The organism is Rhodococcus triatomae (genome assembly GCF_014217785.1).
Lineage (GTDB): Bacteria > Actinomycetota > Actinomycetes > Mycobacteriales > Mycobacteriaceae > Rhodococcus_F > Rhodococcus_F triatomae.
The window spans coordinates 4,108,902-4,129,451 of the sequence record NZ_CP048814.1; the positions used below are offsets into that span (position 1 = coordinate 4,108,902).

Annotated in this window: 22 protein-coding genes; 16 read left to right on the forward strand and 6 right to left on the reverse strand. The window is 69.5% G+C overall.

Going from position 1 to position 20,550, the window contains the following annotated elements:
* Positions 1-75: 75 nt before the first annotated feature.
* The 6 genes from G4H71_RS19525 to G4H71_RS19550 all read left to right on the forward strand — a co-directional run bounded on the left by G4H71_RS19525 (position 76) and on the right by G4H71_RS19550 (position 5,625).
* On the forward strand, positions 76-1,425 hold the full coding sequence (locus tag G4H71_RS19525; protein ID WP_072738722.1) for a M16 family metallopeptidase: 1,350 nt from the start codon (positions 76-78) through the stop codon (positions 1,423-1,425).
* Between the two features lie 36 nt (positions 1,426-1,461).
* On the forward strand, positions 1,462-2,568 hold the full coding sequence (locus tag G4H71_RS19530; RefSeq protein ID WP_072738721.1) for an alcohol dehydrogenase catalytic domain-containing protein: 1,107 nt from the start codon (positions 1,462-1,464) through the stop codon (positions 2,566-2,568).
* 82 nt (positions 2,569-2,650) lie between these two features.
* Positions 2,651-3,409: a 4-hydroxy-tetrahydrodipicolinate reductase gene (gene dapB / locus G4H71_RS19535; protein WP_072738720.1), complete on the forward strand. Its 759-nt coding sequence runs from the start codon at positions 2,651-2,653 to the stop codon at positions 3,407-3,409.
* Between the two features lie 11 nt (positions 3,410-3,420).
* Complete coding sequence (locus tag G4H71_RS19540; protein WP_072738767.1) at positions 3,421-3,903, forward strand: hypothetical protein; 483 nt, start codon at positions 3,421-3,423, stop codon at positions 3,901-3,903.
* A 35-nt stretch (positions 3,904-3,938) separates the two neighbouring features.
* Positions 3,939-4,394 carry a flavodoxin family protein gene (locus tag G4H71_RS19545; protein ID WP_072738719.1) on the forward strand — a complete coding sequence of 152 codons (456 nt, stop codon included), beginning with the start codon at positions 3,939-3,941 and terminating at the stop codon, positions 4,392-4,394.
* Positions 4,387-5,625, forward strand: coding sequence for a winged helix-turn-helix domain-containing protein (locus G4H71_RS19550; protein ID WP_072738718.1), 1,239 nt, complete (start codon positions 4,387-4,389; stop codon positions 5,623-5,625). Before G4H71_RS19545 ends, G4H71_RS19550 begins: the two co-directional genes overlap by 8 nt.
* Positions 5,626-5,647: 22 nt before the next feature.
* Here G4H71_RS19550 and G4H71_RS19555 read toward each other — a convergent pair whose 3' ends face one another.
* From G4H71_RS19555 to G4H71_RS19565, 3 genes are all read right to left on the reverse strand, one after another.
* On the reverse strand, positions 5,648-6,313 hold the full coding sequence (locus G4H71_RS19555) for a thioredoxin-like domain-containing protein (protein WP_371842615.1): 666 nt from the start codon (positions 6,311-6,313) through the stop codon (positions 5,648-5,650).
* Positions 6,310-6,744 (reverse strand): SRPBCC family protein, encoded by a 435-nt coding sequence (locus G4H71_RS19560; protein ID WP_072738717.1) that lies wholly within the window; start codon positions 6,742-6,744, stop codon positions 6,310-6,312. Before G4H71_RS19560 ends, G4H71_RS19555 begins: the two co-directional genes overlap by 4 nt.
* A 108-nt stretch (positions 6,745-6,852) precedes the next feature.
* Complete coding sequence (locus G4H71_RS19565; protein WP_072738716.1) at positions 6,853-7,335, reverse strand: toxin-antitoxin system HicB family antitoxin; 483 nt, start codon at positions 7,333-7,335, stop codon at positions 6,853-6,855.
* 157 nt (positions 7,336-7,492) lie between these two features.
* Between G4H71_RS19565 and thyX the strand changes: the two genes are divergently transcribed.
* The 4 genes from thyX (at position 7,493) to G4H71_RS19585 (ending at position 11,874) form a co-directional block, all read left to right on the forward strand.
* On the forward strand, positions 7,493-8,245 hold the full coding sequence (thyX, locus tag G4H71_RS19570; RefSeq protein ID WP_072738765.1) for an FAD-dependent thymidylate synthase: 753 nt from the start codon (positions 7,493-7,495) through the stop codon (positions 8,243-8,245).
* Between the two features lie 43 nt (positions 8,246-8,288).
* Positions 8,289-9,194: a 4-hydroxy-tetrahydrodipicolinate synthase gene (dapA, locus tag G4H71_RS19575; protein WP_072738715.1), complete on the forward strand. Its 906-nt coding sequence runs from the start codon at positions 8,289-8,291 to the stop codon at positions 9,192-9,194.
* A gap of 227 nt (positions 9,195-9,421) precedes the next feature.
* Entirely contained in the window at positions 9,422-11,236 is a 1,815-nt protein-coding gene (locus tag G4H71_RS19580) for a ribonuclease J (protein ID WP_371842625.1), read from the forward strand.
* Positions 11,237-11,247: 11 nt separating this feature from the next.
* Complete coding sequence (locus G4H71_RS19585; RefSeq protein ID WP_072738714.1) at positions 11,248-11,874, forward strand: TIGR03085 family metal-binding protein; 627 nt, start codon at positions 11,248-11,250, stop codon at positions 11,872-11,874.
* Here the strand turns inward: G4H71_RS19585 and G4H71_RS19590 are convergent.
* Positions 11,871-12,488 (reverse strand): hypothetical protein, encoded by a 618-nt coding sequence (locus G4H71_RS19590; protein WP_185284899.1) that lies wholly within the window; start codon positions 12,486-12,488, stop codon positions 11,871-11,873. The genes G4H71_RS19585 and G4H71_RS19590 overlap by 4 nt on opposite strands.
* A gap of 286 nt (positions 12,489-12,774) precedes the next feature.
* Here G4H71_RS19590 and G4H71_RS19595 point away from each other — a divergent pair, with 286 nt between their 5' ends.
* Together G4H71_RS19595 and G4H71_RS19600 are read left to right on the forward strand one after the other, a co-directional pair.
* The gene (locus G4H71_RS19595; RefSeq protein ID WP_072738713.1) at positions 12,775-15,399 is read left to right on the forward strand and encodes a DNA translocase FtsK; all 2,625 of its coding nucleotides are present in this window, start codon (positions 12,775-12,777) and stop codon (positions 15,397-15,399) included.
* Between the two features lie 211 nt (positions 15,400-15,610).
* Positions 15,611-16,648 (forward strand): TerC family protein, encoded by a 1,038-nt coding sequence (locus tag G4H71_RS19600; RefSeq protein ID WP_072738712.1) that lies wholly within the window; start codon positions 15,611-15,613, stop codon positions 16,646-16,648.
* 14 nt (positions 16,649-16,662) lie between these two features.
* Here the strand turns inward: G4H71_RS19600 and G4H71_RS19605 are convergent, their stop codons facing one another.
* Positions 16,663-16,944: a YciI family protein gene (locus G4H71_RS19605; RefSeq protein WP_072738711.1), complete on the reverse strand. Its 282-nt coding sequence runs from the start codon at positions 16,942-16,944 to the stop codon at positions 16,663-16,665.
* 223 nt (positions 16,945-17,167) lie between these two features.
* On the reverse strand, positions 17,168-17,698 hold the full coding sequence (locus tag G4H71_RS19610; RefSeq protein WP_174561865.1) for an amino-acid N-acetyltransferase: 531 nt from the start codon (positions 17,696-17,698) through the stop codon (positions 17,168-17,170).
* A 125-nt stretch (positions 17,699-17,823) separates the two neighbouring features.
* On the opposite strand from G4H71_RS19610, the gene pgsA reads away from it, so the two are divergent.
* From pgsA to G4H71_RS19630, 4 genes are all read left to right on the forward strand, one after another.
* A complete protein-coding gene (gene pgsA / locus G4H71_RS19615; protein WP_072738710.1) occupies positions 17,824-18,504 on the forward strand; it encodes a CDP-diacylglycerol--glycerol-3-phosphate 3-phosphatidyltransferase in 681 nt (226 codons plus the stop codon).
* A gap of 44 nt (positions 18,505-18,548) precedes the next feature.
* Positions 18,549-19,064: a CinA family protein gene (locus G4H71_RS19620; RefSeq protein WP_072738761.1), complete on the forward strand. Its 516-nt coding sequence runs from the start codon at positions 18,549-18,551 to the stop codon at positions 19,062-19,064.
* Positions 19,065-19,132: 68 nt separating this feature from the next.
* Complete coding sequence (locus tag G4H71_RS19625) at positions 19,133-19,486, forward strand: helix-turn-helix domain-containing protein (protein WP_072738709.1); 354 nt, start codon at positions 19,133-19,135, stop codon at positions 19,484-19,486.
* A 224-nt stretch (positions 19,487-19,710) separates the two neighbouring features.
* Positions 19,711-20,538 (forward strand): PspA/IM30 family protein, encoded by an 828-nt coding sequence (locus G4H71_RS19630; RefSeq protein WP_072738708.1) that lies wholly within the window; start codon positions 19,711-19,713, stop codon positions 20,536-20,538.
* Positions 20,539-20,550 lie beyond the last annotated feature (12 nt).

Sequence of the window (20,550 nt, forward strand, 5' to 3'; positions counted from 1 at the left end):
GGCGACCGGTGCGGCAGGTGTAATGTGTGCCGTTCACCGCATCTCCGCTCGCGTCGAGGACCGTAGAACCACCCCATGGCAGACACACACCGCCGATTCACCGCTGCAGTCCAGCCCGCACCAGCCGAGGCCCCCGGCCCGGACAGCGGTGTGCGCCGCACCGTCCTCCCCGGAGGCCTGCGGGTGGTCACCGAACACGTACCGGGCGTACGGTCCGCCTCGATCGGCATCTGGGTGGGTGTGGGCTCTCGGGACGAGCATCCCCACGTCGCCGGCGCCGCACACTTTCTCGAACACCTCCTGTTCAAGGCCACCCCGTCCCGGAGTGCACTCGACATCGCCCAGGTGATGGACGGCGTCGGTGGAGAGCTGAACGCGTTCACCGCGAAGGAACACACCTGCTTCTACGCCCACGTGCTCGACGACGACCTGCCGATGGCGGTCGAACTGGTCAGCGACGTGGTGCTGCACGGACTGTGCCGACCCGAGGACGTCGACGTCGAGCGGCAGGTGGTGCTCGAGGAGATCGCCATGCGCGACGACGATCCGGAAGACCTGCTCGGTGACGCATTCCTCACCGCGCTCTACGGTGACCATCCGGTGGGGCGGCCGGTGATCGGCTCCGTGGAGTCGGTCGAGTCGATGACCCGCAATCAACTCCACTCGTTCCATGTCCGGCGATACACACCGCCGCGGACCGTGGTGGCGGTCGCCGGGAACATCGAGCACGAGCACACCGTCGAACTCGTCCAGCGCGCCTTCTCCGGTCGCCTGGAACGCGACGCCGTCCCGGCGCCACGCCGCGGAGGTCGGTGGCGACCGAACGCGAGTCCGGCCCTCAGCGTGACCGCACACGAGGGGGAGCAGGCGCACCTGTCCCTCGGCGTCCGCGCGTTCGGCAGGCACCAGGACGAGCGCTGGGCGCTGTCGGTGCTCAACACCGCGGTCGGTGGCGGGCTCAGTTCGCGTCTGTTCCAAGAGGTCCGGGAGATCCGTGGGCTGGCCTACTCGGTGTACTCGGGGGTCGACACCTTCGCCGACACGGGCGCGTTCTCGGTGTACGCGGGATGCCAGCCCGAGAATCTCGGCGAGGTCGCCACCGTCGTCCGCGAGGTACTCGCGAACGTCGCATCCCAGGGCATCACGGATGCCGAGTGCGCGCGGGCCAAGGGATCGTTGCGGGGCTCGCTGGTGCTCGGCCTCGAGGATCCGGCGTCACGAATGCACCGCATCGGTCGCAGCGAACTCAACTACGGCGATCACCGCAGCGTGTCCGAGACGCTCGCCCGGATCGACGCGGTCACCTCGGACGAGGTGCGCAAGGTCGCGCGCACCCTGTTGCGCCGCCCGTTCGCAGCGGCGGTCGTCGGTCCGTACCGCCGCGCCCGGGACCTGCCCGCATCGGTGCGCGGTATCGTCCGCTAGCGGCGGGCGCACGGTTCACCGGAAGGAGTTCGGGGCATGAGGATTCGCGGCGCAGTACTCGAGGAGATCGGCCGCACCCGACCGTATGCGTCGTCGCGGCCGATCACCGTGTCCGAGCTCGACCTCGATCCCCCCGGCGCCGGAGAGATCCTCGTCCGAATCGAGGCGGCGGGTCTGTGCCATTCGGACCTGTCGGTCGTGGACGGCAACCGGGTACGTCCGACGCCGATGCTGCTCGGCCACGAGGCCGCGGGCCGGATCGAGGAACTCGGACCCGACGTCCCGGACCTCGCCGTCGGCGACCGCGTCGTGATGACGTTCCTGCCACGATGCGGTGAGTGCGCGGGGTGCGCCACCGACGGGGCCGTCCCCTGCACGTCGGGAAGCGCGGCCAACAACGACGGCTCCCTGCTGAGCGGCGGGCGTCGGCTACGACGCGACGGCGACCGGGTGCACCATCACCTCGGCGTCTCCGGGTTCGCCACCCACGCCGTCGTCGACCACAGGTCGGTGGTGCGAGTCGGTTCCGACGTCCCACCCGAGGTGGCGGCGGTGCTGGGGTGCGCGGTGCTCACCGGTGGCGGTGCCGTCGTCAACGCGGGCGCTCCCCGTGCGGGTGACGCGGTGATGGTCGTCGGACTCGGAGGGGTGGGGATGGCGGCGGTCCTCACCGCGGTGTCGCTCGGTCTCGGCGACGTCATCGGTGTCGACGCCGTTCCCGAGAAGCTCGATCTCGCACGCGAACTCGGCGCCACCGTCGCGGTCACTCCGGAGCAGGTGGTCGAGCAGGGGCTCACCGCCCCGGTGGTGATCGAGGCGGTCGGCAGTGCCCGCGCATTCGAGGCCGCGATCGCGGCGACCGCCCCCGGCGGGCGCACGGTCACCGTCGGGCTGCCCGCGCCCGAAGCCCGCGCGAGCATCTCCCCGCTCGCGCTGGTCGCCCAGGCCCGGACCATCGTCGGCAGCTATCTCGGGTCCGCGGTCCCGGCACGCGACATCCCCCGATACGAACAGCTCTGGCGCGAGGGCTCGCTGCCGGTGGACAAGCTGATCACCTCGCGGATCCGGCTCGACGACGTCAATGCGGGGATGGACGCGCTCGCGGACGGGAACGCGATTCGTCAGGTGATCGTGTTCGACTGACTCACCTCTCCACCGGCTCACCGTGGCCGGCCGGGGGTGCGTAGGCTTTCGGACGAACAATCGTGACGGACGGAGTGAACACGTGAGTGCATCGGCACCCATCAAGGTCGGCGTTCTCGGAGCCGAGGGCAAGGTCGGTCGGGCGATCTGCGAGGCCGTGTCGGCCGCCGCGGATCTGGAGCTGGTGGCCGAGGTCGACCGCGGCGACGATCTGGAAACCTTCGTCTCGACCGGTACCGAGGTCGTCGTGGACTTCACGCACCCGGACGTGGTGATGGACAACCTGCGGTTCCTCGTCGAGCACGGGATCCATGCGGTGGTCGGTACCACCGGCTTCGACGACGAGCGGCTGGCCAGGGTCCGGTCGTGGCTCGACGCGCACCCCGCCGTCGGCGTCCTCATTGCTCCGAACTTCGCCATCGGCGCCGTGCTGTCGATGCGGTTCGCCGCGGCCGCGGCCCGCTTCTTCGACTCCGTCGAGGTCATCGAGCTGCACCACCCGAACAAGGCCGACGCTCCGTCGGGCACGGCGTACCGCACCGCGGAACTCGTCGCCGCCGCACGCGCCGAGGCCGGATGTGCGCCCAGCCCGGATGCCACCAGCACCGAGCTCGACGGCGCCCGTGGTGCCGACGTGGACGGTGTACGAGTGCACTCCGTACGCCTGGCGGGACTCGTCGCACACCAGGAAGTCCTGCTCGGGACGCAGGGGGAGACGCTCACGATCCGGCACGATTCGATCGACCGCAGTTCGTTCGCGCCCGGCGTCCTGCTCGGTGTGCGGGAGATCGCGGACCGCCCCGGGCTCACCGTCGGCCTCGACCCGTTCCTCGACCTGTGAAGAACCGGCCCGTGGAGAATCGGCCCCCGAAGAACCCGGTCACCCGGGTCGTCGCCGTCATCGCGGTACTCGTCGCGATTCTCGGGTTCTACTTCGTGGCCCTCGGCCACCGCGGCATCGCCCTGATCCGCGACGGCGACCCCATCGCCGTCGGTCTCGGAATCGGCGTACTCATCCTGCCCGTCCTCGGGGTCTGGATCGTCGTCGCGACCCTGCGCGCCGGACTGGCCCACCAGCACCTGGCCCGCCGAATTCATGAGGAAGGCCTCGAACTGGATGTCACGGACCTGCCCAAGATGCCTTCGGGCCGGGTCCGCCGGGACGCCGCCGACGCGCTGTTCGCGCAGGTGAAGGCCGAATGGGAGGCCGACCCGGACAATTGGCGCCACTCCTACCGGCTCGCTCGCGCCTACGACTACGCGGGAGACCGCACCCGCGCACGCGAGACGATGCGGCGTGCGGTCGCCCTCGAACGGGACGAAGGCGGAACGTAGGAACCCTGTCGTGGGGGACACCTAGGGTGAGGGTCATGAAGACCCTGCTGGTCGTGCACCACACGCCGTCCCCGGCCACCCGGGAGTGTCTGGAAGCGGTACTCGACGGTGCCCGTCATCCGGATATCGAGGGGGTGGACGTGCGTTCGGTACCGGCGCTGTCGGCCACGATCCCCGATGTCCTGGATGCCGACGGCTACCTGTTCGGGACGTCGGCCAATTTCGGCTACATGTCGGGAGCTCTCAAGCACTTCTTCGACACGGTCTACTACCCGTCTCTGGATGCGGTGGCCGGCCGTCCGTTCGGGTTGTGGGTGCACGGCAACAACGACACCGCGGGTGCGGTCGCCTCCGTGCGCAAGATCGTGTCCGGGCTCGGCCTGGAACAGGTCGCCGAGGTCCTCGAGATCACCGGCCGGGTCGACGGGGCCGTTCGGGAGCAGTGCCGGGAACTCGGAGGCACCGTCGCGGTGATGCTGTCCGATGCGTGAGATGAGTGTCGCTGCGGCACGACGGGCAGCGTTGGCCTCCCAGGGTTTCGGGTCGGGGCCCTCCGGCAGCACCCCGACCCGGAGGACCGTCCAACGCGTCGTGGACCGGATCCGGGTGTTCCAGATCGACTCCGTCTCGGTCGCCGTACGTGCCCACTACATGCCCATGTTCAGCCGCGTGGGCGCCTACGACCGCTCGCTCCTCGACGATGCGGCCTGGACGGACTCTCGGCGACGGCCCCGGCTGCTGGTGGAGTACTGGGCACACGAGGCGGCGTTCATGCCGGTCTCCGACTGGCCGCTCATGAGGTGGCGGATGCACCGGTACCGCAACGGCCGGTGGCGCGGAGGTGACGAGGCCCTGACGCGCAACCCTCGTCTGGTACAGGACGTCCTCGATGTCGTCGCCGGGAACGGTGCCAGCAGTGCCGGCGACATCGAGAGTCTCCTCGGCACGCCCCGGCCCGGTCGCAAGGGCCCCTGGTGGGATTACAGCGATACGAAAACCGTGTGTGAGCAACTCTTCTCGGCCGGGGCGCTGGCAGTGTCGCGACGCGACGGCTTCATTCGTCGCTACGATCTGGCCGAGCGGGTGGTCCCGGACGAGGTACGCGGCGTCGAACTCGACGAGCCCGACGCCGTTCGGCGGCTCGTCGCGAACTCCGTCCGCGCGCTCGGCGTGGCCACCGAGCCCGACATCCGTGACTACCACCGGCTCTCACCCGTCCAGTCGCGTACGGCGCTCCGCGAACTCGTGGAGGAGGGCACGGTCGACGAGGTCGGGGTACGCGGGTGGGAGCCGACGGCCTACGCACCGGCGGGCCTGGTCGTCCCGCGACGGGCGAGCACCGCGGCATTGCTGTGCCCGTTCGACCCGCTGATCTTCTTCCGGGATCGCACCGAGCGCCTCTTCGGATTCCGTTACCGCCTCGAGATCTACACGCCCGCACACAAGCGGATCCACGGCTACTACGTGTTCCCGTTCCTGCTCGACGACGCCCTCGTCGCCAGGGTCGACCTCAAGTCCGACCGGCCGAACGCCACGCTGATGGTCCGCTCCGCGTTCGCCGAGCCGGGTCGGGACACACCGCGGGTCGCGTCCGCGCTCGCCGAGCAGCTCCGCGCGATGGCACGGTGGCTCGGTCTGGAGCGGGTGCAGGTCGAGTCTCGCGGCGACCTCGCACCGAGACTGGCCGACGAGTTCCGCCGAGCGACCGTCGACGCCCGGTAGCCGGCGAGGCGGCCACCGCCCGTCAGCGCTCGGGAAGGGTGTCGGGGGAGGTCGGGTCGGGTGGCGTCGCGACGAAGGGCGGAGGATTCTGCGGATCGAACGCCCCGGGGATCGTCGAACAGGTCGCGCCGGGCTCGGGGTGGGTATCGGGATTCTGTCGCAGCGTCCGCACGAACCGGCCCACTCGCTCGTCCTCCGGATCGTCGACGAACAACTGGTGCCCCCACGACTGCAGCGACAGTGGCGCCTCCAGGCCCGGATAGGGGGAGAGCAGGAGGTAGCTCGACCCGTCGACCCGTGCGGCGAGATCGGCGAGAGCGGATCCGGACAGCCGCTCCGGATCGTAGGTGATCCACACCGCGCCGTGTTCGAGCGAGTGCACGGCGTTCTCGGAGCGGATCGGCACGTCGTAGACCGTCCCGGTGCACTGCGCCCACACCGAGTCGTGCCGGCCCCCGATCGGTGGACTGAACCGATAGTTCACCCGTTGATCGGCTGTCACGTGTTCGGCGAGGGGGTAGTCGACGATCGTGATGCCCTCGATGGAAGCGGGATCGTCGGATTCGGCCCCTGGGCGGCCGGGGATCGCCGAGGCGCAGGCCGCGCCGAACGTGCAGACACCGACCAACGCGACGAGCGCGAGAAGCTTTCCGCCTCCGGTCACGTCCGGAACGGCCTTCGCCGTCACAGACTCTCGACGAACTTCGTCAGCCCCTTGCTCGCTGTCTCGAGCGCGGTCTTCTGGGCCTTCTTCACCAGAAAACCGGGCAGCGGGATCTTCGGGTCCACGGTGAGTTCGAACTCGACCTTCGTGCCCTTGTCGCTCGGGGTGAGCACGTACTTGCCGTCCTGCGCGTTCTGCTGGCTGCTCTCGACCAGTGACCACTCGATGGAGTCGTCACCGTCGAACGAGTAGTCGACCACCTGTTCGTCGTTGATGCCCAGGATCGACAGCGTCATGCGCACGCGGTGCGGCCGTCCGTCCGGGTAGGTGGTCTCGACGGCCACCGTCTTGTGCGCCGACGACCACTCCGGCAGCCGCTCGACGGCGGCGAGGGCGGCCATGACCGTCTCCGGGTCTGCCTTGATCTCGAACTCCTTGGTACCCGTCACAGCCATGTCGTCGTTCCCCTCCGCGCCTCGGCGCCGTTCGCTGATGATGCGACGGTATTACATCATCGGCCGGCGCGGAGCCGGATACCGGAGCACGTGCGGGCTCCCCGCGGGTCAGGTGTCGTCGGGGCGGTATCCGCGTTCGGCGCGGCGCATCTGGTCGCGCAGCGCACCCTGGACGGCCTGCGAGACCCAGGAGTTGAGTGAGACCCCGTTCTGGGACGCGGCCTCCTCGGCCTTGGTCTTGAGCTGCTCGACCAGTCGCAGCGTGACGCGACTGATGTCACCGGTGACGTCTTCGAAAGCTGCCGCGACGTCATCGAAATCGGGACCGGCGGCTTCCTCGGCTTCGTCGCGATCGGCGCGCACGTCGACGACGACGGTGTCGCCGTCGAGGCGGAGAGCGAGCGTGCGGTCCGGAAGCTGCGCGGACACAGTGTCCGCGAACTCGCCCAGGGCTGCCAGAATCTGCAGGCGCAGGGCCGGTTCGAGGGCTTTGGCGAGGGCTGCGGCCACCTCTCGGGTGCGCTCGTCGCCGAGTGCTGCCGCGGCGGCGAAGTCGTCGTGGAGTGCGCGGGTGTACCGCTGGAGTTCCATGATGTCAGTGTGACGTCATGCATGACGTCACGTCAAGGGTGCGGCGCGCGGGCCGCGGCCCGCGCGCCGGGGTAGCGGTCCCTCGGCCGCGAGCGCCGACCCGGTGGCGTCTATGGTCGGGATTCACCGCACGGTGCAGGTGAGAGAGGTGGAGACGGTGCCGCAGACCGCGCAGCTCGAGGTTCGGCTCGTGGCGAGAACCGAGTTCTTCCCGCCCGACGACGTCGACTGGTCCACCGACGCGACCGGGGGAGAGGCGCTGTCCGAGTTCGCCGGCCGCGCCTGCTATCAGAGCTGGGACAAACCCAACCCGCGGACCGCGACCAACGCGGGCTATCTCCGCCACCTCCTCGCCGTCGGACACGAGTCCGTCCTCGAGCACGCGAGCGTGAGCTTCTACATCTCCGGCATCTCCCGCTCCTGCACCCACGAACTGATCCGGCACCGGCACTTCTCCTACTCGCAGTTGTCGCAGCGTTTCGTGCGCGAGAACGAGGCCGCCGTCGTCGTGCCTCCCGCGGTGGCGGGCGACCCGCGGCTCGAGGCGTTGTTCGCCGAGGCGACCGAGGCCAGCAGGGCCGCGTACGCCGAGCTTCTCGACGCGCTCGAGGAGACCTTCGCCGACCTTCCGAGTGCACATCTGCGTGCCAGGCAGTCCAGGCAGGCGGCGCGGGCCGTGCTGCCGAACGCGACCGAGACCCGCCTGGTGGTGACCGGCAACTATCGGGCATGGCGGCATTTCGTGACGATGCGTGCCACCGAGCACGCCGACCCGGAGATCCGTCGGGTGGCGATCGCCTGCCTGCGTCACCTACAGAGCAGTGCCCCGAATGTCTTCGGCGACTTCGAGATCGTGCAGCGAGCGGACGGGACCGAGATCGCCAGGAGCGAATTCGCCACCGAGGTGTGAGTGCTGTGCAACGTGGGCGGTGTCACCGGGTAGCCTTCTGACCATGACCTACGGTGATCCCGCTTTCCGTGCCGGCCTTCCGTTCGGCACCGTGTCCACTGCCATGGTGACGCCGTTCACCGCGGAGGGGAAGCTGGACGTGGATGCCGGGGTCCGTCTCGCGGCCCACCTCGTCGACGGAGGCTGCGACGCGCTGGTGCTGGCCGGCACCACCGGAGAGTCGCCCACCACCACCGAGAACGAGAAGCTCGATCTGCTGCGCGCGGTCATCGCCGCCGTGGGCGACCGGGCGAGGATCATCGCCGGTGCCGGCAGCAACGACACCGCACACAGCGTCGAACTCGCGCGCGACGCGGCTCGGGCCGGAGCACACGGGTTGCTCGTCGTCACCCCGTACTACTCGCGGCCACCGCAGGCCGGTCTGTTCGCACATTTCACCGCCGTCGCCGATGCCACCGATCTGCCGGTCATGCTCTACGACATTCCCCCTCGGTCGGTCGTTCCGATCGAGACCGAGACGATTCGCCGGCTCGCCGAGCATCCGCGGATCGTCGCGGTCAAGGACGCCAAGGGCGACCTCAACGCGGGCGCCGAACTCATCGGCACCACCGATCTGCACTTCTATTCCGGAGACGACCCTTTGAATCTGCCCTGGCTCGCGGTAGGAGCCGTCGGATTCGTGTCGGTCATCGGGCACCTCGTGCCCGGTCGGCTGCGCGATCTGCACACGGCGTTCCAGGCGGGCGACATCGTGGCCGCCCGCGCGATCAACCTCAGTCTGACGCCCGTCATCAGGTCGGTGTCCCGGCTCGGCGGGGTCAGCGCCTCGAAGGCGGGATTGCGCCTCGTCGGCATCGATGTCGGCGAGCCGCGCCTCCCCCAGGTGGCGCCGACGGTGGAGCAGATCGATCTGCTCGCCGCGGACCTGCACGCGGCGGGGGTGCTGTGATGACTCGTCCTCCGCGTAGGCGCGCCGCCAAGCGTCAGGCCGGGCCGCCCAGCCCCGAGGCCCGGGAACAGGCCGTCTCCTCGACCCCGGAACGCGCACCCGAGGCTCCCGCAGCCGAGGCTTCCGCACCGGAGGCCCCAGCACCGTCTGCCACCGCACCGTCTGCCACCGAGACCCCGGCCCGCCCGCCCGCGTCCACCGCGACGCAGCCGGCCCGGTCCGGTCCGGTGAAGTCGTCGTCGACCAAGAACGGACCGACGCAGGGTTCGTCCTCGCGCCGTCGGTCCGGCGGTCGCGGCGGCCGGGGTGGGGCAGGGGACGGCAAGCCTGCGGTGGTGCATCCCGTCGCCCGGCTCGGCTCCCCGCCCAAGGCCCCTCGCAACGGTCTGCGCGTGGTCGCACTCGGCGGGATCGGCGAAATCGGCCGGAACATGACCGTTTTCGAGCACAGCGGCAGATTGTTGATCGTGGACTGCGGTGTGCTGTTCCCCGAGGACCAGCAGCCCGGCGTGGATCTGATCCTGCCGGACTTCCGGCACATCGAGGACCGGATGGACGACGTCGAGGCCATCGTGCTCACCCACGGTCACGAGGACCACATCGGCGCGGTCCCGTTCCTGCTGCGCCTGCGGCCGGACGTCCCGGTGATCGGTTCCAAGTTCACGCTCGCGCTGGTCGCGGCGAAGGCCCGCGAACACCGTCAGCGCCCCAAGCTCGTCGAGGTCACCGAGGGGCAGCGCACCACGCACGGCCCGTTCGAATGCGAGTACTTCGCCGTCAACCACTCCATTCCCGATGCGCTCGCCGTCGCGATCCGCACCGAGGCGGGCGTGGTGCTGCACACCGGCGACATCAAGCTCGACCAGTTGCCGCTGGACGGCCGGCTCACCGACCTGGCCGGGTTCTCGCGGCTGGGCGACGAGGGCGTGGACCTGTTCCTCGTCGACTCCACCAACGCCGAGGTCCCCGGCTTCGTCACTCCCGAACGCGAGATCGGCGGAGTTCTCGACACGGTGATCGGCAAGGCCAGGCAGCGGGTCATCGTCGCCTCCTTCGCCAGTCACGTGCACCGGATCCAGCAGGTCGTCGACGTCGCACACCGCTACGGGCGCAGGGTGGCCTTCGTCGGCCGCTCCATGGTCCGGAACATGCAGATCGCCCAGGACCTCGGCTACCTGCGGGTCCCGGACGGATTGGTGGTGGACATCGACACCGCCGCGACCCTGCCCGACGACAAACTGGTCCTGGTGTCCACCGGCTCGCAGGGCGAGCCGCTGTCCGCGCTCTCACGGATGGCCCGCGGTGAACACCGGCAGATCAACATTCGGGCGGACGACCTGGTCGTCCTCGCGTCCTCGCTGATCCCGGGCAACGAGAACTCCGTGTTCGCCGTGGTCAACGGTCTCGCCAAGCGTGGAGCCACCGTCGTCACCCAGCAGAATGCCAAGGTGCACGTCTCCGGGCACGCCTCTGCGGGCGAACTGCTCTACCTGTACAACGCGGTGCGTCCCACCAACGCCATGCCCGTACACGGCGAGTGGCGGCACCTGCGGGCCAACGCCGCACTGGCGAAGGCCACCGGCGTGCCCGAGGAGCGGATCGTCCTCGCGGAGGACGGTGTCGTGGTGGACATGGTGGACGGTCTGGCCGAGATCGTCGGACAGGTTCCGGTCGGGCACGTCTACGTCGACGGCCTGTCCGTCGGTGACGTGGGCGATTCCACCCTGTCGGATCGGTTGGTGCTCGGCGAGGGCGGATTCATCGCGATCACGATCGTGGTGGACGAGACCACCGGCCGAGCGGTCGGCATTCCCGAGGTCTCGGGCCGTGGATTCTCCGACGACCCGACCGCCCTCAAGGAGGCGGCGCAGTTGGTCGAGGCGGAGCTCGCGCGCCTGGCGAACGAGGGTGTCACCGAGACCCACCGGATCGCCCAGTCCGTCCGGCGCATCGTCGGCCGTTGGGTGGCCGACAAGTACCGCAGGCGCCCGATGATCGTCCCGACGGTCATGGCGGTTCCCTCCGCGGCTCAGGGCGCGTAGGTTCACCTCGCGTGACCTTCGCGCGAGACGAACGCCGGGCCCTGGTCGCCACCATGGTGGAGACCGGCCCGGACGCCCCCACCCTGTGCGGGCAGTGGACCACCCGGGATCTGGCCGCCCACCTGATCGCCCGCGAACGGCGCCTCGACTCGGCGCCGGGAATCCTCGTCCCTGCGCTGGCGGGGCACACCGAGCGGGTCCGGGCGGGAATCGCCCGGCGCCCGTGGACGACGCTGCTCGATCAGGTGCGCTCCGGGCCGCCCGTGTGGTCGCCCCTGCGCTGGGTCGACGCCCTCGCCAACACCGCGGAGATGTTCGTCCACCACGAGGACGTCCGCCGTGCCGAGGGCCGCGCGTGGACCCCGCGCGAACTCGGTGACGACCGGCAGGACGCGTTGTGGAAGCTGGTGAGCGGGATGGGCCGCCGGGCGTATCGGAAGGCGCCGGTGACGGTGGTGCTCGAACGCCCGGACGGCCGACGCGTCGTCGCGCGCACGGCAGGTGAGTCCGTCGTGACCGTGCGGGGTGAGCCCGCGGAGCAACTGCTGTACGCGTTCGGGCGCGATCAGGTGCGGCTCGACCTCGACGGTGAGCCCGATGACGTGGCAGCCGTGACGGCCCTGGACCGAAGCCTCTAGGTGTCCTCGGGAGCCTCTAGGTGTATTCGGGCACGAGGCGCAGGGCGTCGTCCGACCACAGTGACGCCCCCCGCGTGCCCCATCAGCAGCTTCGGGTAGAACGTCCACGCGAACCAGGGCGCGCGGTGCGACGGCCCGAGCAGCCCGTCCAGCACGAGCCCGCCCGCGGTGAGGACCACACCGAGGGGGCGGCGCCCGGACGGGAAGCGCCGCACGACGACGGTCGCCGCCATGAGGTACGCGTAGTGGGCGGCCGCCCACGCGGGGCCCGGCACCTTCCGCGCACCCGCACCGACATCCAGCCAGGCCACGGCGGCCGGGTGTACGTGCAGCGCGGCGAACGCCAGGTGGGTGGTGTTGCCCTGCCCGGGGCGCTCGTACCACCGCGCGCAGGCCAGGGTGTTGTTCACGTAGACGCCGCCGGCGAGGTCCGTCGCCAGCACGCACGCGACGGCCGCCCGGCCCCGGTCCGCGCCGCGCCGCCGGGCGACCAGCGGGGCGGTGACGGCACCGGCCACGGTCGTCGCGGCCGTGAGCACGTGGTTGACGGGTGTCGCCTCCGGGCCCACGAACTCGTCCCACGCCCGGCGCAGCCGGGCGAGCGCCCCGCTCACGGCAGCCCGCCGTCGAGGGTCACGCCCGCCCGGTCGACAGGCGCGCAGGTCAGTGGCGCGGTCACGGTGCAGGTCGGCACGCCGACCATCGTCGCAGCATCTCCCGGGCGGAAGCAACAGGAGCCAGTGCCTCTGGAGGCGGTCCTCTGGTGCGGCGCCGCCCCGGTCACGCGCCTGTCGGCAACGTGACGGCCGAGGACATCTGGAGAGTGTTCGCCAGCACGTTCGAGGTGTTGCGAGTGTGGCAGATGGTCCGGAAGGTGCCTCAGCGACTAACGTGAAGGGCATGGCAGGGAAGACGAGTGCCCGCAGTTCGAACCCGACGACGTCCAGGTCGACGGGTTCCCGGACGAGCACGCGCTCCGCGAAGCCCGCTGCCCGTGGTTCCCGGACCACCTCCACTCCCCGGAAATCCGCACCCCGGACCGCGAATACCCGAGGTCGAAAGCCCGCGGCCAAGCGCCGTCCGGGTGGACCCCTGCAGTCGGTGGGGCGTGGCCTGGCCGCCGGTTGGGGCATGCTCGCCCGGGGCGTCGGGGCAACCACCCGGACGGTGAGCCGGGCGGCCGACATCGAGGAGGGGCACCGCAGAGACGGAATCGGCCTCGGTCTGCTGGCGATGTCGGTCGTCGTCGCGGGCAGTGTGTGGTTCTCGGCCGGTGGGCCGGTCGGGGAGTGGATCGAGACCGGCGTGCGCGCGGTGTTCGGCAGTGCGTCGGCACTGCTGCCCCTGGTCGCCGCCTCGATCGCGATCGTGCTCATGCGGACGGAACCGAAACCGGAGATCCGGCCACGCCTGGTGCTGGGCAGCCTGCTCCTCGGCCTGCCGATTCTCGGCCTCTGGCACCTGATCGCCGGCGCTCCCACGGACGCGTCGGCCCGGGCGAGCGCGGCCGGCTTCGTCGGTTACGGCACCGCGGGCCCGCTCACCGACGGCCTCACCGTATGGGTGTCCGTCCCGATCCTGCTCCTGGCCGGCATGTTCGGTGTGCTGCTGCTCACCGGGACCACCGTGCGGGAGGTTCCGGCGAAACTGCGCGCTCACTTCGGATTCGGCCACGGGCACTACGACGAGTACGGCCACGACGGCGACTACGACCCCGCACTGTTCGACGCCGACGGCTATCCCGTCGACGACTACGGCTCGGGTTCACCGCACGAGAACTATCCGACGGACGAGTTCACCCGATCGCGCCGATCCCGAGGTACCGCCGAGACCCGCACCGAGGTCATCGGCCTGTGGGACGACGAGCCCGCCGCACACGCACCCGACTCCGCCCCGGCCGAACCCGAGCCCGAGGCGCCGCCGAAGGCGCGCAAGACCAAGCGCACCCCGAAACCGGTGGCCGCGCCGGATCCGGAGCCCGAGCAGCCGCCGTTGCCCGACGTGGACAAGTTCGTCACCGACCGGGTGGTGGAGGGCGACTACACCCTTCCCCCGTCGACCCTGCTGGTGGCGGGCGATCCACCGAAGAAGGGCAGCGCCGCCAACGACGCGATGATCGAGTCCATCACGTCCGTCCTCGAACAGTTCAAGATCGATGCCGCGGTCACCGGCTTCACCCGAGGCCCGACCGTCACCCGCTACGAGGTCGAACTCGGGCCCGGAGTCAAGGTCGAGAAGATCACCGCCCTGGCCCGCAACATCGCCTACGCCGTGGCGACCGACAACGTGCGGCTGCTCGCGCCGATCCCCGGCAAGTCCGCGGTCGGGATCGAGGTGCCCAACTCCGACCGGGAGATGGTGCGGCTGTCCGACGTGCTGGGCGCTGCGAGCACCCGCCGCGACCACCACCCGCTGGTCATCGGTCTCGGCAAGGACATCGAGGGCGACTTCGTCAGCGCCAACCTCGCGAAGATGCCGCACCTGCTGGTGGCGGGGTCCACCGGCTCCGGTAAGTCGAGTTTCGTGAACTCGATGCTCGTGTCCCTGCTCTCGCGGGCGACGCCCGACGAGGTGCGGATGATCCTCATCGACCCCAAGATGGTGGAGTTGACTCCGTACGAGGGCATCCCGCACCTGATCACGCCCATCATCACCCAGCCGAAGAAGGCGGCCGCCGCCCTCGCATGGCTGGTCGAGGAGATGGAGCAGCGCTACCAGGACATGCAGGCCAACCGGGTGCGTCACATCGACGACTTCAACAAGAAGGTCAAGTCCGGGGAGATCACCGCACCGCTCGGCAGCGAGCGCGTGTACCGGCCGTATCCGTACATCCTCGCGATCGTCGACGAGTTGGCCGACCTGATGATGACCGCCCCCCGCGACGTGGAGGACGCCATCGTGCGGATCACCCAGAAGGCGCGGGCCGCCGGTATCCACCTGGTCCTCGCGACCCAGCGGCCGTCGGTCGACGTCGTCACCGGACTGATCAAGACGAACGTGCCCTCGCGCCTCGCCTTCGCGACGTCGTCGTTGACGGACTCGCGCGTCATCCTCGATCAGCCGGGCGCGGAAAAGCTCATCGGTATGGGTGACGGACTGTTCCTGCCGATGGGTGCGGGCAAACCGACCCGTATGCAGGGTGCGTTCATCACCGACGAGGAGATCTCCGCCGTCGTCGACTTCACCAAGAACCAGGCCGAGCCGGAGTACACCGAGGGCGTCACCGCGGCGAAGGTAGGGGAGAAGAAGGACGTCGACGCCGACATCGGCGACGATCTCGACGTCCTGCTGCAGGCCGTCGAACTGGTGGTGTCGAGTCAGTTCGGTTCCACCTCGATGCTGCAGCGCAAGCTGCGCGTCGGATTCGCCAAGGCGGGGCGCCTGATGGACCTGATGGAGACCCGGGGAGTGGTGGGTCCGAGCGAGGGCTCCAAGGCCAGGGAGGTGCTGGTCAAGCCGGACGAGCTCGAGTCCACCCTGTGGTCCATCCGAGGCGGCGACCCCGAGGCGGACGGCGCGGAGTAGCCCGGCGCGGGCGGCACGGAACAGCCCGGATGCGGGGCAGCTCCGCAGTGTTGTGCTTGAATGGAGCACGCATGGAGGGGAGTATCCCCGCTTTCGCGGCAGCATCGTCAACACGTTCGGCACCGTCGCCGATCCGGGGCTGCCGGTCGGCCCTGTTCGGGCCGGCGGGAGAGACCTCCGGTACCGCTCGAGGTCTACCGGAGGGTTTCCGTTGAACGTTTCGCTGCTCACCTGGGTCGTGACGTGCGCCGTCATCCTGGCGCTGTTCGTCTTCGACTTCTACGCCCACGTTCGCACACCGCACGCCCCGTCACTGCGTGAATCCGGCTTCTGGTCCGCCGTCTACATCACCATCGCGATCATCTTCGGTCTTTTCGTCATGTGGATGTGGGGAACGGGATTCGGCGGCGAGTACTTCGCCGGTTACGTCACCGAGAAGGCGTTGTCGGTCGACAACCTCTTCGTCTTCGTGATCATCATGGCCAGCTTCTCCGTGCCACGGGAGTACCAACAGAAGGTGCTGCTCATCGGCATCGTGATGGCGCTGGTCATGCGCGGCGCGTTCATCGCGGTCGGCGCCGCGGCGATCAACGCGTACAGCTGGGTGTTCTACATCTTCGGCGCATTCCTGATCTTCACCGCTGTCAAGCTGATTCGCGACCACAACGGCGAGGAGGACGTCGAGAAGCAGCGGGACAGTGCCGTCATCCGGATGGTCAAGAAGGTGCTGCCGACCACCGAGGAGTACGACGGCGACAAACTGGTGACCAGGGTGAACGGCAAGCGGATGGTTACGCCGCTGCTGCTCGCGCTCGTCGCGATCGGCTTCACGGACATCCTGTTCGCACTCGACTCGATCCCGGCGATCTACGGACTCACCCAGGAGCCCTACCTGGTGTTCACGGCCAACGCCTTCGCGCTGATGGGCCTGCGCCAGCTGTACTTCCTCATCGGCGGCCTACTCGAGCGGCTGGTGTACCTGTCGTATGGTCTGTCGATCATCCTCGCGTTCATCGGCGTCAAGCTGGTGTTGCACGCGCTGCACGAGAACACGCTGTCGTTCGTCAACGGTGGCGAGCACGTCTCGGTACCCGAGGTCGGCACCGCCTTCTCGCTCATCGTGATCGTCGGTGTGCTGGTCGTCACCACGATCGCCAGCCTGATCCGGACGAAGGGCGCTGCTCAGGTCGACGAGCGTCGCGGCGAGGACGAGCGTCGCGACGAGACGGTGCACGAGCGCCGGGACTGACGCGCCCGGCTCGTTCAGCTGAACCGGCCCAGCACGGGCGTCCACTCCACGATCCGCACCCGGTCCACCAGACCTGCCTTGGCGAACGGGTCGTGCGTGAACAGCAAGGACACCGTGTCCCGATCGGCGGCGTCGACGACGATGAAGGCGCCGGCGCCGTCGGCGAACGGCCCGGAGGAGAGCACGATCCGGCGCTCGACGAGATCTGCCAGCCAGGCGCGGTGGGACGGGCGGTGCTCGTCCCGGCCCGCGGTGGTGGCGGCGGAGTAGGTGTACTCGACGACGAACAAGGCCATGCGTGTTCCTCTCTCGTGGACACGTGGGTGCCATCGGGGAGGCGACCGCGGTCCGGACCTGGTGGGTGTTCCGGCCGGAGCACCCGGGAGTGTTTCGTTCACGGCCGGCGCGTGAGCAGCTTACGGGGATGTTCCCGGGGTGTCCGCCTCTGTTCGTCACCGGGCGTCCACATCGATACCGGTCGGTGCGCCGGCGACGGCGGGCTGGAGGCGGGTGTTCCGTTCACGGCCGCAGAGTGAGCAGCATGCGGGTGTTTCCCAGGGTGTTCGGCTTGACGTAACTCAGGTCGAGGAACTCGGCGACACCGGTGTCGTAGGACCGGCACATCTCCGCGTACACCTCGGCGGTCACCGGGGTCCCGTCGATCTCGACGAAACCGTGGCGGGTGAAGAAGTCGACCTCGAAGGTGAGGACGAACAGGCGCTCGAGCTCGAGGTCGCGGGCCGCCTCGATCAGACGCGAGACGATCGCGTGTCCGGCGCCGCGCCCCTTGACGATCGGATCGACGGCCACGGTGCGCACCTCGCCGAGGTCGGCCCACAGCACGTGCATGGCACCACATCCGACGACGTGCCCGCCGACCTCGGCGACCCAGAACTCCTGGATCGACTCGTACAGGGTGACGAGATTCTTCTCGAGCAGGATCCGACCCGCGTAGATGTCGATGAGACGCTTGATATCGGGAACGTCGGAGGTGCGTGCGCGCCGCACGATCAGGTCGTTCTCCGCGTCGTCGGAGATCCGAGGTGTCATGGGGTGAACCTTAGTCACCGGATCAACGGATATTGTGGGCACGTGCCTGCGCGTTCCTGTCCTCCGCTCCCACGTTTCCGCCACGCCACGCTCGCGGTGTCGCGGAAGCGTTCGGCGGTGCGCCGATGAGCGCGACGGGGGAGGACCGCACGGTGGCCGGCGGCCGGACACCACCCCAGCCGGCCGATCCCGGGGCGGTGGCGCCGGTCCCTCCGGCCGCGGACGCGGTGCCCCTGGTCAACATCGCCAACATCCTCACGGTGTTGCGCATCGTCCTCGTCCCGGTGTTCCTGGTGGCGCTGTTCGTCGGCGACGGCCACGAGACCGTCTGGCGGCTGGTGGCCTTCGGAGTGTTCGTGGCGGCCGCGATCACCGATCGGGTCGACGGGCAACTCGCGCGCAAGTACGGCCTGGTCACCGACTTCGGGAAGATGGCGGATCCGATCGCCGACAAGGCACTGATCGGCGCGGCCCTGGTCGGGCTGTCGATCCTGGGTGATCTGCCCTGGTGGGTGACCGGTGTGATCGCGGCCAGGGAACTGGGCATCACCCTGCTGCGGTTCGCGGTGCTGCGCCACGCCGTGATCCCGGCCGGGCGAGGAGGAAAGCTCAAGACACTGGTCCAGGCGGTCGCCATCGGCTTCTTCCTGCTCCCGCTGCCCGACGTGCTCGACCCGGTCGCATGGGTGCTGATGGGCGGTGCCGTACTGCTCACCGTGGTGACCGGGCTCGACTATGTGGTGCAGGCGATCCGGTTGCGCTCCGGAGTACGGCGGGCCGAGGCCGAATCCGCTACCGGATCCTGACCGTGGCCGACGACGACGACGACGTGCCGGTGCCGGAGACCGATCTGCCGTCGGGGCAGGACACCGATCCTCTCCTGCCCGGCAGTCGGGCCCGGGAGCTGGTCGAGGCGCTGGCGCGCTCCGGCCAGACGGTCGCCACGGCGGAATCCCTCACGGCCGGGCTGCTCACGGCGACGGTTGCGGGCGTACCGGGAGCGAGCCGAGTGTTGCGCGGCGGTCTGGTCGTCTACGCCACCGACCTCAAGGGCACGCTCGCGGGCGTCTCCGAGTCCACACTCGAGCGGGACGGCCCCGTCGCCGCCGCGACCGCCGCGGAGCTCGCCGAGGGTGCTCGGGATCGCTGTCGGGCAGACTGGGGGGTGGGGCTGACGGGAGTGGCAGGTCCCGATCCGCAGGACGGGCATCCGGTGGGCACGGTGTTCCTGGCCGTCGCCGGTCCGGACGGGACGGACGTGCACCGCTTGTCGTCGGGCGGGACGAGGTGGCAGATCCGTCGATCGGCGGCCCACGCCGCCGTGTCGGAACTACTCGATCGCGTGCGGGCACGACGCGCAGGCTAGAGTCGGGAACCAATCGATCCTGTTCGCACGTTGGGTAGTGGACAGGTGACGGATGAAGGAGGAGCGAAATGGCGCTGCTTTTGCGTGAGGCAATCGGTGACAGTCTTCGGCGTGCGCGCGTTTCGCAGAGCCGGACCCTTCGCGAAGTCTCCCACAGTGCACGAGTGAGCCTCGGGTACCTCTCCGAGGTCGAACGCGGCCGTAAGGAAGCGAGCAGCGAGTTGCTCGCGGCGATCTGCGAGGCGCTCGACGTGCCGCTGTCCGAGGTGCTCGTCGACGTCAGCGAGTCGCTGGCGGACGGCGTCGCCGCCACCGAACGCGCGGCGGCCGGGACCGGCGCCCCGGCGGACGTCCCCGCGGCGAGCATCGATCGCGACACCCGCGTGGTGATCCCCGCTCCGGCGGCGCTGGCGGCCGCGTAGGGCGGGTGGACGCCGATGGTGTCGAGCGAGCAGGAGTTCGGTGTGGGAGGCCCACCGAACGGCACCGCGTGGCCCCACGGACGTGGAACCATTAGATTTTCAAGTGAACTGATCTGGAACCGGGGTCAGCGAGCAGTCGGGGGCGTAGCCCTAACCGGTGCGTGACGGTCGCGCATCGGGTCGCGCGCGGGCGCGGCGCTACAGATGGAGGCAGGATCACACCCATGGCAAATCCTTTCGTCAAGGGATGGAAGTACCTGATGGCGCTCTTCAATTCCAAGATCGATGAGAAGGCCGACCCCAAGGTCCAGATTCAGCAGGCGATCGAGGATGCCCAGCGCCAGCATCAGGCGCTGTCCCAGCAGGCGGCCTCCGTCATCGGGAATCAGCGTCAGCTCGAGATGAAGCTGAGCCGTCAGCTGGACGAGGTCGAGAAGCTCAACGCCAACGCCCGTCAGGCCGTCACTCTCGCGGAGCAGGCACAGGCGGCCGGTGACACCGAGAAGGCCATCCAGTACACCAACGCGGCGGAGGCCTTCGCGGCGCAGCTGGTGACCGCCGAGCAGGGCGTCGAGGACCTCAAGGCCCTGCACGATCAGTCGCTTCAGGCCGCCGCGCAGGCCAAGAAGGCTGTCGAGCAGAACGCCATGGCCCTGCAGGCCAAGGTCGCCGAGCGCACGAAGCTGCTCAGCCAGCTCGAGCAGGCCAAGATGCAGGAGCGGGTCAGCGAGTCGCTGCGCACCATGGACAGCACGCTGTCCGCCCCGGGCAACACCCCGAGCCTCGACGCCGTCCGGGACAAGATCGAGCGCCGCTACGCCGATGCCCTCGGGTCGGCGGAACTGGCTCAGAACTCGGTCCAGGGCCGCATGATGGAGGTCCAGCAGGCGAGCGTGCAGATGGCAGGCCACAGCCGACTCGAGCAGATCAAGGCGTCGATGAAGGGCGAGGCGCTGCCGTCCGGTGGAAGCTCCGCCGCTCCCGCACAGCCTTCCCCGGCGCAGCCGTCGACGGCCAACGAGCCGCCGGCCGCGGGACAGACGGGCCAGTAGAAGCCGAGATGT

Coding starts and splice junctions, on each gene's coding strand:
- G4H71_RS19525 (WP_072738722.1), top strand. CDS start 76: ATGGCAGACACACACCGCCGATTCACCGCTGCAGTCCAGCCCGCACCA.
- G4H71_RS19530 (WP_072738721.1), top strand. CDS start 1,462: ATGAGGATTCGCGGCGCAGTACTCGAGGAGATCGGCCGCACCCGACCG.
- G4H71_RS19545 (WP_072738719.1), top strand. CDS start 3,939: ATGAAGACCCTGCTGGTCGTGCACCACACGCCGTCCCCGGCCACCCGG.
- G4H71_RS19550 (WP_072738718.1), top strand. CDS start 4,387: ATGCGTGAGATGAGTGTCGCTGCGGCACGACGGGCAGCGTTGGCCTCC.
- G4H71_RS19560 (WP_072738717.1), bottom strand. CDS start 6,744: ATGGCTGTGACGGGTACCAAGGAGTTCGAGATCAAGGCAGACCCGGAG.
- G4H71_RS19565 (WP_072738716.1), bottom strand. CDS start 7,335: ATGGAACTCCAGCGGTACACCCGCGCACTCCACGACGACTTCGCCGCC.
- dapA (WP_072738715.1), top strand. CDS start 8,289: ATGACCTACGGTGATCCCGCTTTCCGTGCCGGCCTTCCGTTCGGCACC.
- G4H71_RS19595 (WP_072738713.1), top strand. CDS start 12,775: ATGGCAGGGAAGACGAGTGCCCGCAGTTCGAACCCGACGACGTCCAGG.
- G4H71_RS19605 (WP_072738711.1), bottom strand. CDS start 16,944: ATGGCCTTGTTCGTCGTCGAGTACACCTACTCCGCCGCCACCACCGCG.
- G4H71_RS19610 (WP_174561865.1), bottom strand. CDS start 17,698: ATGACACCTCGGATCTCCGACGACGCGGAGAACGACCTGATCGTGCGG.
- pgsA (WP_072738710.1), top strand. CDS start 17,824: ATGAGCGCGACGGGGGAGGACCGCACGGTGGCCGGCGGCCGGACACCA.
- G4H71_RS19625 (WP_072738709.1), top strand. CDS start 19,133: ATGGCGCTGCTTTTGCGTGAGGCAATCGGTGACAGTCTTCGGCGTGCG.
- G4H71_RS19630 (WP_072738708.1), top strand. CDS start 19,711: ATGGCAAATCCTTTCGTCAAGGGATGGAAGTACCTGATGGCGCTCTTC.